General features: G+C 65.3%; 18 protein-coding genes. 13 read left to right on the plus strand and 5 right to left on the minus strand.

The features are described 5' to 3' along the window. Window positions 1-3: 3 nt before the first annotated feature. The 5 genes from KNN16_RS04765 to KNN16_RS04785 form a co-directional block, all read right to left on the minus strand. Window positions 4-1,110 carry a branched-chain amino acid ABC transporter permease gene (locus KNN16_RS04765; RefSeq protein WP_299287325.1) on the minus strand — a complete coding sequence of 369 codons (1,107 nt, stop codon included), beginning with the start codon at window positions 1,108-1,110 and terminating at the stop codon, window positions 4-6. A gap of 1 nt (window position 1,111) precedes the next feature. After that, window positions 1,112-2,020, minus strand: a complete 909-nt coding sequence (locus KNN16_RS04770; protein WP_303899399.1) for a branched-chain amino acid ABC transporter permease — start codon at window positions 2,018-2,020, stop codon at window positions 1,112-1,114. A 23-nt stretch (window positions 2,021-2,043) separates the two neighbouring features. Beyond that, window positions 2,044-2,763, minus strand: a complete 720-nt coding sequence (locus KNN16_RS04775; protein WP_303899402.1) for an ABC transporter ATP-binding protein — start codon at window positions 2,761-2,763, stop codon at window positions 2,044-2,046. Beyond that, window positions 2,732-3,595, minus strand: a complete 864-nt coding sequence (locus KNN16_RS04780) for an ABC transporter ATP-binding protein (protein WP_303899406.1) — start codon at window positions 3,593-3,595, stop codon at window positions 2,732-2,734. The genes KNN16_RS04775 and KNN16_RS04780 overlap by 32 nt, the downstream gene beginning before the upstream one ends. Window positions 3,596-3,805: 210 nt before the next feature. Then, complete coding sequence (locus KNN16_RS04785; protein ID WP_303899408.1) at window positions 3,806-4,684, minus strand: ParB/RepB/Spo0J family partition protein; 879 nt, start codon at window positions 4,682-4,684, stop codon at window positions 3,806-3,808. A gap of 375 nt (window positions 4,685-5,059) precedes the next feature. Here KNN16_RS04785 and KNN16_RS04790 point away from each other — a divergent pair, with 375 nt between their 5' ends. From KNN16_RS04790 to KNN16_RS04850, 13 genes are all read left to right on the plus strand, one after another. Continuing rightward, window positions 5,060-6,844: an aldehyde ferredoxin oxidoreductase family protein gene (locus tag KNN16_RS04790; RefSeq protein ID WP_303899411.1), complete on the plus strand. Its 1,785-nt coding sequence runs from the start codon at window positions 5,060-5,062 to the stop codon at window positions 6,842-6,844. 115 nt (window positions 6,845-6,959) lie between these two features. Then, window positions 6,960-7,250 carry a hypothetical protein gene (locus tag KNN16_RS04795; RefSeq protein WP_299283080.1) on the plus strand — a complete coding sequence of 97 codons (291 nt, stop codon included), beginning with the start codon at window positions 6,960-6,962 and terminating at the stop codon, window positions 7,248-7,250. A 48-nt stretch (window positions 7,251-7,298) separates the two neighbouring features. After that, window positions 7,299-7,559 (plus strand): MoaD/ThiS family protein, encoded by a 261-nt coding sequence (locus KNN16_RS04800; RefSeq protein ID WP_303899414.1) that lies wholly within the window; start codon window positions 7,299-7,301, stop codon window positions 7,557-7,559. Between the two features lie 39 nt (window positions 7,560-7,598). Further along, window positions 7,599-7,850, plus strand: a complete 252-nt coding sequence (locus KNN16_RS04805; RefSeq protein ID WP_273088910.1) for a MoaD/ThiS family protein — start codon at window positions 7,599-7,601, stop codon at window positions 7,848-7,850. Between the two features lie 91 nt (window positions 7,851-7,941). Further along, window positions 7,942-8,580: a superoxide dismutase gene (locus tag KNN16_RS04810; RefSeq protein ID WP_299283088.1), complete on the plus strand. Its 639-nt coding sequence runs from the start codon at window positions 7,942-7,944 to the stop codon at window positions 8,578-8,580. 145 nt (window positions 8,581-8,725) lie between these two features. Beyond that, window positions 8,726-9,127 (plus strand): hypothetical protein, encoded by a 402-nt coding sequence (locus KNN16_RS04815; protein ID WP_303899417.1) that lies wholly within the window; start codon window positions 8,726-8,728, stop codon window positions 9,125-9,127. A gap of 47 nt (window positions 9,128-9,174) precedes the next feature. Continuing rightward, window positions 9,175-10,299 carry a transaldolase gene (gene tal, locus KNN16_RS04820; protein WP_303899419.1) on the plus strand — a complete coding sequence of 375 codons (1,125 nt, stop codon included), beginning with the start codon at window positions 9,175-9,177 and terminating at the stop codon, window positions 10,297-10,299. Between the two features lie 3 nt (window positions 10,300-10,302). Beyond that, window positions 10,303-10,650, plus strand: coding sequence for a cupin domain-containing protein (locus KNN16_RS04825; RefSeq protein ID WP_299283094.1), 348 nt, complete (start codon window positions 10,303-10,305; stop codon window positions 10,648-10,650). Between the two features lie 215 nt (window positions 10,651-10,865). Then, window positions 10,866-11,684: an enoyl-CoA hydratase/isomerase family protein gene (locus tag KNN16_RS04830; protein ID WP_303899422.1), complete on the plus strand. Its 819-nt coding sequence runs from the start codon at window positions 10,866-10,868 to the stop codon at window positions 11,682-11,684. 74 nt (window positions 11,685-11,758) lie between these two features. Next, complete coding sequence (locus KNN16_RS04835) at window positions 11,759-12,445, plus strand: TIGR00266 family protein (RefSeq protein WP_303899424.1); 687 nt, start codon at window positions 11,759-11,761, stop codon at window positions 12,443-12,445. A 151-nt stretch (window positions 12,446-12,596) separates the two neighbouring features. After that, on the plus strand, window positions 12,597-13,592 hold the full coding sequence (locus KNN16_RS04840; protein ID WP_299283101.1) for a LacI family DNA-binding transcriptional regulator: 996 nt from the start codon (window positions 12,597-12,599) through the stop codon (window positions 13,590-13,592). Between the two features lie 71 nt (window positions 13,593-13,663). Beyond that, window positions 13,664-15,790, plus strand: coding sequence for a hypothetical protein (locus KNN16_RS04845; protein WP_303899427.1), 2,127 nt, complete (start codon window positions 13,664-13,666; stop codon window positions 15,788-15,790). Further along, window positions 15,787-17,091: an ABC transporter substrate-binding protein gene (locus KNN16_RS04850; protein WP_303899429.1), complete on the plus strand. Its 1,305-nt coding sequence runs from the start codon at window positions 15,787-15,789 to the stop codon at window positions 17,089-17,091. Before KNN16_RS04845 ends, KNN16_RS04850 begins: the two co-directional genes overlap by 4 nt. Window positions 17,092-17,126 lie beyond the last annotated feature (35 nt).

Consider the following 17,126-nt stretch of genomic DNA (forward strand, 5'->3'; position numbering starts at 1 on the left):
TTCCTACCTCCTCATAAAAGGATCTGCCTCTCGAACGGAGGAGGCTTTCCAGGGAACCCGGAATTCCCTGATCCAGTCCTCCGTCCGTTCGATCAGGGCCTCCAGCCGGAACTCGCGGTCCCCCAGCAGCCCCTGGCGGCGGAACGCGGTCAGGAAGATGAGCAACACCGCCAGACCGATCTGGCTTAAGCCGTAAAGGGGGCCGATGGAGAACGTCCCCACAGTCACCCCGGGTTCCAGGTTCCGTAGCAGCTCGGTCACGCTCATCACCAACAACGTCCCTACGATCGATCCGGTGATGCTGCCCATTCCTCCCACGATCATCATCACGATGATCTCGAAAGTTTTCGAGAAATAAAACGCGTTGGGGGAGAAAGCAGTGAGGAAATGCGCCCACAACCCTCCAGCCACCCCGGTGAAAAAGGCGCTGATCCCGAAGGCGATCAAACGCACCCGCCCGATGGCCACGCCGACACCCTGGGCGCCCCACGGATCGTCCCGCGCCGCCAGAATCTGCAGGCCTAAAGTGGAGTGTTTGAGGCGCCAAGCGATGTAAACATTCAGAGCAGCCCATAGGGCCGCCCAGCTCAGCGTGGTGTAGGGTGGGACGCCAGCGAAGGTGCGCGTGCCACGGGTGAAGGCTTCCGCGTTGATCAAGACCACGCGGGTGATGATCAGGAAGCCCAGGGTGGCCACGGCCACGAAGTGCCCGCTTAACCGCAGGATGGGGATGCCGATCAGCCCTGCCACAAGCGCCGCAAACAGCCCTCCGAGGAGGAGGGCAGGCAGGAAGGGTAGGGCGACCGAGGCCAGCGGCGCCGGCAGGTCCGGGAGGTTCGCCGCCTTCGCTGTCACCGGCAGGGTGAGGATGGCGGAAGTATATGCGCCCAGGGCCATGAAGCCGATGTGGCCCAGGGAGAAGACCCCGGTGAACCCGGTGAAGAGATTGAGGCTCACCACCAGCATAAGGTTGATCAAGAAAAGAACGCTCAGACGTTGCAGGTAAGCGTTCCCGCCCCGCTCGATCACCAGGTAAAGGCCCAGTAGCAATAGGCCTCCAAGGCCGCGCCCCAGCCAGAGCCAGCCTTGCCGAACAGAGATTGCCTTCATCTCAGATCCGCTCCGCTTCTCCATGGCCAAGCACTCCACCCGGGCGCACCAAGAGCAGGAAGATCAGAACAGCATAGACCAGTGCATCGCGATAGCCCACCACCGCGGAAGGCAAGAGCCCCTGCAAGAAGATCTCCAGGGCTCCCAGAAGATATCCCCCCAGCACTGCCCCCGGGATTGTCCCGAACCCGCCGATGACACAGGCCACGAAGGCTTTCAGCACGGGCTCAAAACCCATGCCGGGCTGGACAGTCCCGATGTGGGCCACCCAGAACAGGACGGCCAAGCCGGCCATCGCCGAGCCGATGGCGAAGGCCAGGAGGGTGACCTTCCCCACCTCGATGCCCATCAACTGGGCTGCGGTGGGGTTCTCCGCCGCTGCCCGCATCGCCAACCCTATCCGAGTGCGCGTGACAAAGAAAGCCAGCCCGCCCAGGGCCAGCAGCGCCCCGCCGAAAGCCCACAGATGGATAGAGGGGATAAAAAGATCTCCCCACGGATGAAAGACCTGGGTGAGCAGCGCCGGCATCGGGAAGGGACGGGACCGTGGGGAGAAGAGCAGGACTGCTATGTTCTCCAGAAACACGGCCACCGCGAAGGAGTTGAGGAGCAGGGCCACATCCGGAGCACCTCGGATCGGCCGGTAGGCGATCCGCTCCATTAACACGCCCAGGGCCGCTGCCCCAAGGATGGTCCCCGCAGCGACGAGGGGGAAAGGCAAGCCCCGTTGGAGCAGGAGCAGGCCGATGTAGGCGCCACCCATCATCACTGTCCCGTGGGCGAAGTTGATCAGCCGCATCACAGCAAACACCATCGCCAGGCCCACGGCCATCAGAGCATACTGGCTGCCCAGCCCCAGGGCGTTGATCAGCTGTTGGATCCAGAACTCCAGAGAACCGACGGCATGCATAAGAGGACGATCCTCCTTCCGTCTCAGCGTCCCAGATAGATCCGCACCAGATGAGGGTTCTCCCGCAGGCGGGCGGCCGAATCGGCCAGAACCAGGCGCCCGGCCTCCAGCACATAGGCCCGATCGGCTAAGCCCAGGGCCTTCTCGGCGTTCTGCTCGACGATGAGCATGGTCAACCCCTGGGCCTTCAGCCGGGCCAGGGCCTCAAACACCTCCTCGACCACCCGGGGTGCCAGCCCCAGGGAGGGTTCATCCAGAAGCAGAACCTCCGGCTCCGCCATCAGCGCCCGGGCGATGGCTAACATCTGCTGCTGTCCCCCGGAGAGCAGCCCTGCCCGCTGGTTCAGGCGCTCCTTCAAGACGGGGAAAAGCTGGAGCACCCATTCCAGGTTCCGACGCTCCCGTCCGGGATCCCGCAACCGGTAAGCGCCCAGCCACAGGTTCTCCTCTACCGTGAGGTTCTTGAACACCTGACGACCTTCCGGACACTGGATGATTCCCATCCGGGCGATGGCCGCTGGTGGTCGCCCTGTGATTTCGCTGCCCTTATAGAAAACCTGACCCCGGGCAGGGCGCAGCAGTCCAGAGATCACCCGCAGGGTAGTGGTTTTGCCTGCCCCGTTGGGCCCCAGCAAGGCCACCACCTCCCCGGGCTTTACTTGCAACGAAAGGCCGTGTAAAGCTCGGATCGCTCCGTAGGCCGCATCGATCTCACGCAGCTCCAGGATGGCGGGCTCGCCCAAGGAAGGCCTCCAGCACCAGAGGGTTGTTGCGGATCTCCTCCGGCGTCCCCTCGGCCAGCAGTGTCCCGGAGCTCAGCACGTGAAGGCGCGGGCAGAAGCGCATCACCACCGGCATGTCATGGGCCACCATCACAATGGCCACGCTGCGCTCTTGATGAAGACGGCGCAGCTGCTCCACCAGCGCCTCGCTCTCCTCCGGGTGAAGGCCGGCTGTGGGCTCGTCCAGAAGCAGGAGGGATGGCTCCAGAGCCAGGGCGCGGGCGATCTCCACCCGCCGCTGATCCCCATATGAGAGGGCCGCGGCAGGCCGATTGGCGAGGTGAGCGATCCCCAGCTGTGCCAGAAGATCCATCGCCCGCTCACGCAGCCTTTGAGCCCGCCGCTGCCCCGGCCCAAAGCCAAGCAAGAGCGAATCCAGGTCAGGCGGATGATGAACGGTCATGGCCACCATGACGTTCTCCAGGGCTGTCAGGGAGGGGAACAAGCGGATGTTCTGGAACGTGCGAGCGATCCCCAGCGCCGGGATCCGATGGACAGCCAATCGGGTGAGATCTCGACCGCGAAAGCGAATGGACCCCTCATCCGGCTTCAGGAAGCCGCTCAGGAGATTGATCAGCGTGGTCTTGCCCGCTCCGTTGGGCCCGATCACCCCCAGGATCTCACCCTCCCGGAGGGTCAGGCGATAGTCCTTTAAGGCGATCACGCCCTGAAAACGCTTGGTCAGCCCTTCTACTTCCAGCAGAGGAGCTGATCCTCTTTCCTGCTGGGCTGGCTTTTTATACTCGCCAGGTTGAATCGTCCGAGATCCATGGATGGAACCCGTCGACGCCATCGTCTTGCCCTGCCCCCAGGAGATTCACAAATATGACAGATGTGCAAGTTTGCACTATTGTAGTAAGCACGTTCGAGATTGTCAAGGATCAGTGCGAGGGGATCTCCAGAGCAGAGACCACGAGAGGAGCCGGCTCGGGGCGAGAGGGGATGGGGTTTCTCCGAAACCGGCCCCTTGAAGGGGAGGCCTCTCTCGTCGCGGCCTCCGGGTTCACTCCTCCGCTTCCGCCGCGATCTGGGCGAGCTCCTCCGCCGTCACCGCTTCCACGTTGTAGCGAGAGAGCCCCTCCCGGATGCGGGCCATGACCTCGTCGAAGGACATGGTCACGATCCGCTTGCGACGGATGGGGTTGACCTGAGAGAGCACCGCCTGCTTCAGGAAGGGATAGCGGATGCCCCGCTCGTGCAGGGCTTCCAGGATGGGTTCCAGCATCGCGTCGATGGCTTCGATCACCTGGGCCCGGCGCTCCCGTTCTCCGAGCGCTTCCCGCAACGGCATGTCCAGGAAACCATCCACCTTGCGGAGGATGGGGACGTAGCCCGCGCCGGCGAACCGCTCCTTGCGATCATACAGGATCCCCAGGGTGATGAGATGCGCTTCCTCAAACTGGAAAGCGAAGGCCCGCTCCGGGTCCTCCGGATGCTCCTCCCGCAGGGTTCGATACATCCGGAGAACCTCCAGCGCCTTCTCCCGAAGGTTGTGGGCTTTCTCTGTGTTCAGACCGAGGATGTGATAAGCCACTGCGGGATCCGGGATCAGGATGGCTGTGATCCGGCGGGCGCCAAGCCGGAACATCGCCTCCCGCCGATGGTTGCCGTTAGGGGTCCAGTAGCGGCCGTCCGGGGTTCGGATCGCGACGATGGGGTCGATGAAACGACCGATCGCCCGGATCACCGCTTTCAAGCGCTCCACGTGATGGGGAGAGAGATCCCGCTGATAGGGGGTGGGCTCCACGCGGTCCAACGGCAGCTCCACCAGGAGCTGCCAGCGGCCGCCATAGGGATCCGGATAAACCGCCCACACCACGCCCCCATCCGCCTCCACCTGCTGGGCCAGCTGCTGGATCTCCGCCGGGATCTCCCGGGACATGGGCGCTTCCTCCCCTGTTTCGAATTCCACCCGATACATCATCATTATAACCCTACCTTCAAACCCCAGAGGCCCCACCTTAGAATGTCCGATTTTGGGAAAATTACAGTGTCTTACACAAGAAATGATTTTGATTACATCCATTATCAAAAATTTTGTTGTTGGTTTTGACAGCATGCGCGGGTTTGTGGATAATGAGAGCAGAGTAAGTATTGTCTTTTGTCTTAGACTCCTCGACAGCGTGTCGGGTAGGGGGTCTCCGCCGGAGGCCATCGCGGCGATGAGGAGAAGAGGGAGCCCACGCCCTGTAGGGAAAGTTTCGACGGCCTGGGATCTGGCATTCCCCTTCTCTGATTCATAATAAGGAGGTGCCCCATGGCGAAGTTGCTCCGGGTGAACATGACGGATCTCTCCGTCCGCTTCGAGGAGGTGCCGGAGAAATACGCGTTGCTGGGCGGCCGCGGCCTGACCTCCAGCATCATCTACGATGAAGTCCCCCCGCTCTGCCACCCCCTGGGTCCGGATAACAAACTGATCATCGCGCCGGGCATCGTCAGCGGGACCAAGGCCCCCACCTCCGGCCGGACCTCCTTCGGCGGCAAGTCCCCGCTCACCGGAGGCATCAAGGAGAGCAACGCCGGCGGCCTCTCCTCGCAGAAGATCGCCCGCCTGGGGATCAAGGCGATCATCGTGGAAGGCCAGCCACGGGAGAAGGATCGTTTCTACGTCCTCAAGGTGGACAAGGACGGCGCCCGCCTGCTGCCGGCGGATCACCTGAAGGGCAAGGGGATGTATGAGACCTGCGATCTCCTCTGGAAGGAACACGGGGAGGGCGTGGCCATCATCGGCATCGGCCCCGCCGGGGAGATGCGCATGGCGGCCGCCGGGATCTGCGTCAACGATATGGAGAACACCGCGGGGCGATACGCCGGCCGCGGCGGCCTGGGAGCGGTGATGGGCTCCAAAGGGCTCAAGGCCATCGTCATCGACGATCGGGGCGGGCCGGGCGTCGAGATCAAGAACCCCGAGCTGTTCGAGCGGGGCATCAAGAAGCTCACCCAGGCCTCCCTGACCCACGACGTGACCAAAAAGGGCGGCGCCCTGAACACCTACGGCACCAACGTCCTGGTGAACATCATGAACGAGGCCGGCGGCTACCCCACCCGCAACTTCTCCTCCGGCCGCTTCGAGCTGGCCTCCCAGATCAGCGGCGAGACCAAGGCCGAGATCATCCACAAGCGCAACGGCGAGGGGATGACCGGCCATCCCTGCCACCCCGGTTGTATCATCCAGTGCTCCGACCGCTGGGCCAACCCGGACGGGACCTTCAAGGTCTCGGTGATGGAGTATGAGTCGGTCTGGGCGCTGGGCGCCAACTGCGGGATCGGGGACCTGGATAAGATCGCCGACCTGATCTGGCTTTGCAACGACATCGGGGTGGACACCATCGAGATGGGCGACACGCTGGCCGTGGCCATGGAGGCCGGACTGCTGGCCTTCGGCGACGCGGACACCGCCATCCGCCTCCTGAACGAGGAGGTCCGGCATGGCACCCCGCTGGGCCGCATCCTGGGCAACGGCTGCGTCTTCACCGGCCGCGCCTTCGGCGTCACCCGCATCCCGGCCGTCAAAGGGCAGGGGATGCCCGCCTACGAGCCCCGGGCGGTCAAAGGGATCGGCGTGACCTACGCGACTTCCACGATGGGCGCCGATCACACCGCCGGCTACACCATCGCCCCGGAGATCCTGGGCGTGGGCGGCAAGGCGGATCCCTTCGCCGTCCAGAAGGCGGACCTCTCCCGAGCCTTCCAGGCCACCACCGCCTTCATCGACTCCACCGGCTATTGTCTCTTCGATGCCTTCTGTGTGCTGGACATCCCCGAGGGCTTCGAGGGGATGGTGGAGTCGTGCGCCGGCGTGCTGGGGGTGAACTGGACCACCCAGGATGCCATCCGCCTGGGATATGAGATCATCCGCAAGGAGCGGCTGTTCAACGAGGCCGCCGGCTTCACCAAGGCCCATGACCGCCTCCCCGACTTCATGACCAAGGAGCCGCTCCCGCCCCACAACACCGTCTTCGACGTCCCGCCGGAGGAGCTGGACGCGGTCTATGACTTCAGCAAGTGGCCTAAGGAGGTCGTGGGGGAGGTCGCGGCCTGAGCGGTTCTCTCCCGGAACGCGATGCCGAAATCGGGGGATGGGTGGGTGTTCCGGACACCTGCCCATCCCCTTGTTATCCCTCCAGGACCGGAAGGGTTGCGCTCCACGATCCGCGATGATCGAGATCCATCTATATGGCGATCTCCGTCACTATATCGGCCAGGAGGATCCGCGGCAGGATGCGGTCGCCCTCCTGCCCTATCGCCCCGGCATGACGGTGGCCGAGGCCCTGCGGGATCTGGGAGTTCCCCTCGAGGAAGCCCGGCATATCTTCATCAATGGGCTCTACGACCCGGAAGGGATGCGGCGGGCCCTGCGGGAGGGCGATCGCATCGGCGTTTTCCCTCAAAACATGACCATGCCGCACATCCGCCTCTTCGCCCCCCGCGCGACCCGTGAAGGATGAACGTTCGCGCCGGGGCCGTCCCATCGCCCGGAACAGGAGGGCCAGGAGATGATCGAGGTGCATCTCTACGGGGAGCTGCGACGTTACGCCGGAAAGACGGATCCACGGGAGGAGGCAGTGCTCTGGATCCCCTATCGGGAGGGGCTGACGGTGGCGGATCTCCTGCGGGAGCTCGGCATCGATCCGGAGCGTGAGGTGAGCAACATTTTCATTAACGGGCGCTACGATTACCATGCGCGCTCCCGTCTGCTCCGAGACGGCGACCGCCTGGGAGTCTTCCCTCGCAATATGGGGATGTTGTATTGTTAGGCGGATGAAAGACCCATCGCGCCGGAGGCGTGAGGAAGGATGCAAGTTAAGGTTCAGGTTTATGCGATCCTCCGTCAGTATATCCCGGGTGCCTACCAGGGACCCCTGATCCTGGAAGTCCCGGAGGGGACGACGGTCGGGCAGCTGATTGAGCGCTTGCCCATCCCCCGGGAGCTGGCCCGGGTGGTCTTCGTCAACGGGATCCGTCAGGAGCCGGATTGGGTGCTCCGGGAGGGAGACGAGGTGGGGATCTTCCCGCCGATCGCGGGAGGCCACCCGAACCCGGCGTGAAGGATGCCGCGGCTCCCATCCCAATCCTCGACAGGGCGAAGGGTCTCGTTTTAGAATAAAGACGATGATCCAAAACTCGCGGAGGTGCACCATGGCGCATACCCTTCCCCCGTTGCCTTACCCGTATGATGCCCTCGAGCCTTACATCGACGCACAGACGATGGAGATCCACCACACCCGACACCACCAGGCGTATGTCAACAACCTGAACGCCGCCCTGGAGAAATATCCCGAGCTCCAGGACGTGCCGGTGGAGACCCTCCTGCGCAACCTCCCCAGCGTCCCCGAGGACATCCGGGAGGCGGTGCGCAACAACGGCGGCGGCCATCTGAACCACAGCATGTTCTGGACATTGATGAAGCCAGGCGGGGGCGGGGAGCCGAGCGGCGCCCTGGCCGAGGCCATCGCCAAGGCCTTCGGGAGCTTCGCCAACTTCAAGGAGCTCTTCACCAAGGCGGCCCTGGGCCGCTTCGGCAGCGGCTGGGCCTGGCTCAGCATGACCGCCTTCGGGAAGCTGGTGGTGCACTCCACCCCGAACCAGGACAACCCGGTGATGGAAGGCCTGATCCCCCTGCTGGGCCTGGACGTCTGGGAGCATGCCTACTACCTGAAATACCAGAACCGGCGGGCGGATTACGTCCAGGCCTGGTGGAACGTGGTGAACTGGGATCAGGTGGCCGCCAACTACGCGAAGGCCCTCGAGGCCATCCGCACCGGCGTCCGCGCCTGAACTCTCCTGCGAGGAAGAGGCGCCGTCCGAAGATCCGCGAGCCCGGTCCGAGAAGGCCGGGCTCGCGCTGGTTTTCCCCGGCGCGGTTGCCGGGAGGCCAAAAGCATGCCAGGATGAACGCGAGGACGTTCGGGAGGGGTTTCGAATGGGCTACGCGCCGCTGACCCTCCAGGAGGTCGCACGGCGGATCCGGGAGGCTCTGACGGATCCCGAAGGGGGAGAAGCGGACGCCTGGCTGCCGATCCGGGAGTTCCTGGATGATTTCCGCGCCGCTGCCCCGGAGGTCCGGCAGGCCATGATCGAGGCCCGCCCGGAGCCCACCGGGGACCCCCGTTTCGACGCCTACCTGGCGGCCCTGGCCGAACACCTGGCCGTTCGTCACGGCCTGAGGGTCCCCCGGTGGGTGGAGGAGCCCGGGCGCTTCCTGGACCGCTGGTGGTTTCCCACCCGCTTCCGCAGCCTGCATGCCATGGCCCTGGTGGAGAGCCCCGCGGCCTTCCGGCGGCGCGGGATCTTTGTGGATCATACGGAACTGGAACGGTGTTAAGGAGATGGATCGGGCGGAGATCCTCACGCTGAACGGAGGGGAGCCCGATGGCGCCTTTGACGGAGCTGCGCGCTCGTGGTCAGTTGGTCTGGCTGGATGAGATCCGCCGGGAGTGGCTGGAGGATGGAACTTTGAAGGAGCTGATCCGGCGAGGGGTGACCGGCCTCACCAGCAATCCGACCATCTTCGAGCGGGCCATCACGTCCAGTCCGGCCTACGACGCCGCCATCCGAACCCATCTCCTCCGGGATCCCGAGCTGGAAGTTGCCGCCCTTTATGAAGCCCTGGCGGTCGAGGACATCCGCATGGCCGCGGATCTGCTGCGGCCGGTCTATGAGGCGACGGAGGGCGGTGACGGCTATGTGAGCCTGGAGGTCTCGCCTCACCTGGCCCACGACACGGAGGGGACCATCGCCGAGGCCCGGCGGCTGTGGCAGGCGGTCGATCGGCCCAACCTGATGATCAAGGTCCCCGCCACCCCGGCGGGGATCCCGGCCATCGAGGCCCTGATCGCCCAGGGGGTGAACGTCAACGTCACGCTCATTTTCTCTCCCACCCACTACGAGGCTGCAGCGGAAGCCTACTGGCGAGGCCTGCGGCGGCGGGCGGAGAGGGGCGGGGATCTTCGATCGGTGGCCTCCGTGGCCTCCTTCTTCATCAGCCGCATCGACACCGCGGTCGACCGCGCCCTGGAGGCCCTGGGGACGCCGGAGGCCCTTGCGCTGCGGGGACGGATCGCCGTGGCGGTGGCGAAGCAAGTCTACCGCCGCTTTCGGGAGCGTTTCCTCCCGGAGGCCTTTCCGGAGCTGGCCGCGCGGGGGGCGCGGGCACAGCGGGTCCTGTGGGCCAGCACCAGCACCAAGAACCCGGCTTATTCCGACGTGAAATACGTGGAGGAGCTGATCGGACCGGACACGGTCAACACGATGCCTCTGGCCACGCTTCAGGCCTTTGAGGATCACGGCCGGGTGAGCGGGGACACGGCCCTGGAGGGCTGGGAGGAGGCGAAGGCGGATCTGGCAACCCTCGCCCGGCTGGGGATCGACCTGGAGAGGATCCTGGAGCAGCTCCAGGTCGAGGGGGTGGCGGCCTTCGTTCGCTCCTACGATGCCCTCCTCGCCGCCCTGGAGGGGAAGCGCGCGCAGTTGCTCTCGATCCAAGAGGGGAGGTGAGCGATGCATCGCGCCCGCACCGACGCGTTGCCCGGTTTTCGCGCCGGGGATCTGACCCTGCGGCCGTTCACAGGGGAGCGCACCATGGTGGTGCGCGTGGAGGCGCCGGCCGGCGCGGTGGTCCCGGCCCATGCCCATCCCCACGAACAGATCACCCTCGTCCTCCAGGGGCGCCTGCGGCTGCGGATGGCGGGGGAGGAGACGGAGCTCGGGCCAGGGGAGATCGTGCACATCCCCTCGGGGGTGGAGCACGAGGTCACGTTCCTGGAGGACGCTCTGGTCTTCGATGTGTTCCAGCCCCCTCGGGAAGATTTCCTCGAGCGCCTGCAGATGACGGCGCTGATCGAATAGAACCCGAGCTCGGGGCGCTCCCTGCTGTAGGAGCGGCTTTAGCCGCGACCCTGGCTTCAGCTGAAGACGGAAGACTCGGGATTGTGGGAAGCGGCTTCATCCGTGACCTTCTGAGATCTTGAAGGCAGGTTCGGGGCGAAAGCCCCTCCTGCAAAAATCAATCCTGTAGGGGTGGCTTCAACGCGACCGATCCGCCGAACACCTGGAGGGAAGCGATGGCGGGATCCTGGACCTCCGCCTATCGGCGTCTGATCCTGCAGGAGACCGAGCCGGGCATTCTGGAGATCATCCTGCATCAACCGGAGACCCTCAACGCGCTGGACGCGGTGGCCCATCGGGAGCTGACGTATGTCTGGCGGGAGATCGACGCGGATCCCTCCGTGCGAGTGGCGCTGGTGCGGGGGGCGGGGCAGGCGTTCTCCGCCGGGGGCGATTTCTCCCTCATCGAGGAGATCATGACGGATCCCCGGGCGTGCCTTCGGGTCTGGAAGGAGGCGCGGGATCTGGTTTACAACGTAATCCACTGCGAGAAGCCCATCGTCTCCGCCATCGAGGGTCCGGCAGTGGGGGCGGGCCTGGCGGTGGCCCTGCTGGCGGACATCTCGGTGGCGGCCCGCGGGGCGCGCCTTCTGGACGGCCATGTGCGCCTGGGGGTGGCGGCGGGGGACCACGCCGTGCTGGTCTGGCCGTTGCTGATCGGCATGGCCAAGGCGAAATATTACCTGCTCCTCAACGAGCCCCTCACCGGCGAGGAGGCGGAGCGGCTGGGGCTGGTTTCGTTGTGCGTGGAAGATGGGAAGACCTACGAGGTGGCCCTGGAGATCGCCCGGCGCCTGGCCCGGGGAAGCGCCTCTGCCATCCGCTGGACCAAATACGCCCTCAACAACTGGTTCCGACTGGCAGGCCCCCTCTTCGACGTCTCCACCGCCCTGGAGTTCCTGGGCTTCCGCCTCCCCGATGCCCGGGAGGGCCTTCAAGCCCTCCGGGAGAAACGGCCACCCCGCTGGCCGCTGGAGGATCTCGCCTCGGATTGAAAGGGAAAGGAGGGTAAGCCGAAATTCGTTTCGTCTTACCCTATGTCCGCAAACCCTTGTTGAGGAGGTGACCCATGCGCTGGGAAATTGCCCCGGAGCGGACTTATCCGGTGTTGCGCATCTTCCTGGAGCAGGGAGAAGAGGTGATCGCCGAGCCCAGCGCGCTTCTCCTCATGCAAGGACCCGTGCGGGTGGATACGGGCATCCGAGGCGGGCTCCTTCAGGGGCTGATGCGCTCCTTGCTGGGAGGAGAATCCATTTTCCTCAATACTTTCCGAGCGGAAGGCCCGGCCCAGGTATGGCTCGCGCCGGCGGGCATCGGCGACATCCACTACGTCCCCTTAAACGGGGAGTCCTTTGTTCTGCAGGATTTCGCTTACCTGGCGCACCATGGTTCGGTGGAAGTTTCGGTGGCCTGGAGAGGTTTCCGGGGCTTCCTGACCGAGGGAGAGCTGGTGTGGCTGAAAGTCCATGGCACCGGAGGCGTGTGGGTCAGCGCGTTTGGGGCCATCGAGGAGATCGAAGTGCCGGCCGGGGAGACCGTCACGGTGGACAACTTCCACTTTGTAGGGATGGTGAAGGGAGCTCAACCGCAGATCCGCATGGTTGGGGGCTTGAAGACCATCCTCTTCGGCGGCGAGGGCCTGGTGGTGGATGTGAAGGGGCCTGCCCGCCTCCTGATCCAAAGCCGGCATATGGTCTCCCTGGCGCAGATCCTCCTTCCGATTATCCGTCGACATGTCCGTTCGGGCGGGAAATAAGGCCTCAGACGGTTAGGGGCCTTCGCGAGTTGGGCGGGAGGCTCCCAGCCTTTTTGAAACAGCAGCATAACTCTGTCTCCAGCCGACCCTCTTGACAATTCCCTTCTTTCCCATTACACTGGAATTGAATCGTTTCAATCCCGGGGGTGGGATGGCGACGATCCGGGATGTGGCGCGACGAGCGGGGGTTTCCCCGGCCACGGTCTCCTATGTGCTGAACAACTCGGGGCCGGTGCGCCCGGAGACCCGGGAGCGGGTGTTGCGGGCCATCGCCGAGCTGGGTTACCACCCCCACGCCGGCGCCCGTCAGCTGAAACGCCGCCGCACGGACACCATCGGCCTGATCCTCCCCACCGGCGAGCGCCGCCTCAGCGACCCCTTCTTCCTTGAACTGATCCATGCCCTCGGCGATGCCTGCGCCACCCATCAGCTGGACCTCCTGATCGCCACCTGCCGGGACCCCGCCGCCGACCTGCGCCTGATCGATCGCCTCTTCAAGGGACGCCGGGTGGACGGCTTCATCCTGATCGACCTGCAGCGCCACGACCCCCGCATCCCCCACCTCCAGGCTGCGGACATCCCCTTCGTGGCCTTCGGGCGGATCGAGGGCGATGGGGAATTCCCCTGGGTGGATGTGGATGGGGCGGCCGGGATGCGGGAGGCAGTCGCCTACCTGGTTGGGAAAGGGCATCGCCGCATCGCCTACCTGAGCCCCCCGCTCTCCTTCACCTTCGCCCACCATCGCTTCCAGGGCTACCGGCAGGGCCTGCTGGAAGCCGGCCTCCCCTTCGATGAAGATCTCGTCCGGATCACCCGCCTGACGATCGAAGGGGGCTACGAGGCCGCCCGAGCGCTCCTGGAGGCCGGGATCCCCTTCACCGCCCTGATCGCCGCCACCGACCTGATGGCCCTCGGGGCGATGCGCGCGCTGCATGAGGCCGGGCGGACCCCCGGACAGGATGTGGCCGTGATCGGCTTCGACGACATCCCGATGGCCGCCCAGGCCCACCCACCCCTCACCACCCTGCGCCAGCCCATGGACCAAATCGGCGAAGGCCTGGTCCGCACCTGGCTGGCCGCCGTCAACGGAGAATCCCCACCCCCGATCCTGATCTCACCGACCCTGATCCGCCGGGAGTCGGCCTGAGCCCACTCCGTAACCACGAACCCGGCTCTTTGAATTTCAATGCGGATTGAAACGTTTCGAATGGAGGACCGATGCGGTTGCCGCGGGATTATTACCACGTGTTTCTGGGGAACGGACACGACGCGGTGCTGATCGGCTACACCGGGGCGATGGTGCCGGACCGCCCGCCGAACGGCTGGCATCCCTATCTGGATCGCTGCCAGTGGTATAAGTCCGACCGCTACTACCCCGAGGACCGCCTGGTGGATGTGGTTCCCCCGCGCCGTCCGCCTTTCGCCGCGGCGCTGCCGAAATCCGGGAAGCCCTGGGCCGAGCTCGCCCCCCTGGGCTACACCGCCTACGAAGTAGAAGTCGAGGGACAGCCGGGCCATGTCCGGGGCTTCACCCAGACCTTCGTCCCCGAGGAAGGGACGGTCTATACCACGGTGGACTGGGGGGTGGCTCGGGCGGAGGTGGTTACTTTCCTGTGCCCCGACCGCCCGCTTCTGGTGATCCGTTACCGCTTCAACCGGCCGGTCCGCCTCCGGGCCTTCGCCGCCCCTGGCGTATGGCATGAAGAGGGCTATGAGACGGATCCCTTCGACGCCCTCACGTTCCTGGAGGACCGTGCGGCGGCCTTCTACCGGCTGGGGCCTTATCAGGGTTTCATCGAGGTCGCCCTCTCGGGAGCGCAGCGGTGGGGGCGAGAGGGGAAGGTCTGGTGGCTGGAGGGGGAGGGGACGCACTTCACCCACTACTTCGCCATCGCCGACGACTACGCAGGCCCCCTGGACACCGAGGTCATCCCCCGGGCGATGGAAGAGGGACCGGAGGCGCTGCACGCCCGCGCCCGTTCCTTCTGGCAGGCCTACTTCTCCGTCTCCCGTTTCGAGATCCCCGCGCCCGACTTCCAGCGGGTCTACCGGACCAGCCGGTATCTCTTCAAGGCCATCCAGAACCCGGCCTCCGGAGGGCTCCCGGTGGGCAACCTGCGGCTGACCTGGTCCTCCCACCTCTTCTGGGACGCTTACTTCATCCATCGGGCGCTCCTGGAGGCCAACCACGTGGCGGAGGGAGAGGCCGCTGTTGGGTTTTTCCTGCGCACCCGGGAGGCCGCCGCGCGCCACGCGCGGGAGGATTTCGGCGCCCCCGGTCTGAAATGGGACTGGGAGCTGACCCACCGCGGGGAGCCCGCTTACGGCATCTGGGTGCACCAGAAGGAGCAGGTCCACAACAACGCGGCCTACGCCAACATGCTGCTCCAGCACTACCTCTTCACCCGGGACCGCCGGATCCTGGAGGCGGTGTTCCCTCTGCTGGAGGGCCTGGCGACCTTCTTCCTCCACGCGGTGGTGGAGGAGACGCCCCGGGGCCTGGAGATCCGCCCCATGGTCGGGGTGGACGAGCGGCCGGTGCGGGTGCGCAACGAGGGGATCACCCTGGCCGGCACCATCCGTCTGCTGGAGGGCTATGTCGAGGCGGCCCGCTGGCTGGGTCGGGAGAACGGCCTGGCCCGTCGCAGCGCCGAGGCTGCCGCGCGCCTGCGCCGGACGCTGGACGGCCTCTACAACGGCCGCTACTTTCAGGCCTCAGAGGACGAGGATCGCCTCAACGTGAGCAGCCTGGCCCCCATCTATCCGATGGAGGTGATCCCTCCGGAGGACCCGCGGGCCCTCCGGACGGTGCGGGCGTATCGGGCCCGTTACGCCGGACGGATGGTCGGGCACGGGAACAACGAGTGGGGCTTCCCCTGGGCCGCGGCGATGCTGGCCACCCTTCAGGCCTGGCAGGGCGACGGGGAAGGAGCCTGGCAAACGTTGCAGGAGCTCCGCCCCGCTTTCTCGCTGCACGGGGGGATCGCGGAGACGGTGGATGAAGAGGGCCGGTGGAACATGCAATATTTCGCCACCGCCCACGGGGCGCTGTGCACCGCCTTGCATCACTTGGTGGTTCAGACGCGGGCGGACCGCCTGGTCATCGGGCGTTCGATCCCTCCGGAGTGGGAGTCCGGATCCTGGGAGAACCTGCGGGCCCACGGCCTGCTCGTTTCCGGCCGCTGGGATCTCCGGCAAGGCTTCCTGGAAGCGGTCCTTCGCAACCCCACGGCGGAGCCGCTTTCCATCCGGCTTCAGATCGGAGAGATGGACAGGGTTGTCTCCGTTGCGCCGGGGACGGCACAGCGGTTCCAGATCCCATTACCTGAAAGGAGGCTGCCATGAAAAGGTTCCTGCTCCTGCTCGCGGTCCTGGCCCTGGCCGTGACGGCCTGCGCGCCGGCGGCCACCCCCACCCCCGCCGTCACCCGGGAGGTGGTGGTCACCCGGGTGGAGGTCACCAAGGAGGTGGAGAAACCGAAGGTCACCGTGCGGCTCTCCGGTTGGGCGGCCAACCCTCAGGAAACGGCCCTGCTGGAGTCCCTGCTGTATCGTTGCTCCCTCAAGAACCCCGACGTCGTGGTGAAATACGAGCCGATCACCGGGGACTACTGGGCCAAGATCAAGACCCTGGTCGCCTCTAAGGAGGAACCGGACATCTACTACATGGACATCTTCCAGTTCCCCTTCTTCGCCGCCAAGGGCGTTCTGGTCCCCCTCGACGACTATATGGCGAAGTCCGGCGTGAAGAAGGAGGATTTCATCAAGACACTGATCGATGCCTTCACCGGGCCGGACGGCAAGGTCTACGGCATCCCCAAGGACTTCAACACCCTGGCCCTGTTCTACAACAAGGACCTCTTCGCCAAGGCCGGGATCCCGGAGCCCAATGAGAACTGGACATGGGACGACCTCAAGGAGGCCGCCCGCAAGCTCTCGGATCCGGCCAAGGGCATCTACGGCCTGGGCGTCCCGCCTGACCCCGGCCGCTTCCCGATCTTCGTCTTCCAGAACGGGGGTCGCATCATGAAGGAGGACTTCAGCGACACCCTGCTGGACAGCCCGGAGGCCGTTGAGGCGGCGCGGTTCTATACCTCCTTCCGGGCGGAGAAGATCGGGGCCATCCCCTCGGACGTGGGGGTGGACTGGCAGGGGACGGCCTTTGGGCAGGGGAAGCTGGCGATGGTCTTCGAGGGCGGCTGGCTGATCCCCTACCTGCGGGAGCAGTTCCCCACCTTAAAGTGGGGCGCGACCTTCCCGCCGAAGGGCCCCAAAGGGCGAGGGAACCTGATCTTCACTGTGGCCTACGTGATCTCCAAGAACAGCAAGAACCCGGAGGCCGCCTGGAAGACCATCGAGTGCCTCACCAGCGAGGAGAGCCAGACCGTGGTGCTCTCCACCGGGTTCGCCCTGCCGTCCCGCGCCAAACTCACCGAACACGAATACTTTAAGACCCATCCGGAGTCCCTGGTGATCTTCAAAGGCGCGGAGTTCGGCACGCCCTTCATGTGGGGCCTGCGGGGGGATGTGGTGAACGAGCAGATGGGCAAGGCCCTCGAGCGGATCTACCTGGAAGGCCAGGACGTGGCCGCCAGCCTCAAGCAGGCCGCTGAGGAGATCCGCAAGGCCCTCAAGGAACAGCAATAACCACGGAGCGGGGGGCGGGCCTCCTGGGCCCGCCC

This window comes from Thermoflexus hugenholtzii (genome assembly GCF_018771565.1).
Lineage (GTDB): Bacteria > Chloroflexota > Anaerolineae > Thermoflexales > Thermoflexaceae > Thermoflexus > Thermoflexus hugenholtzii_A.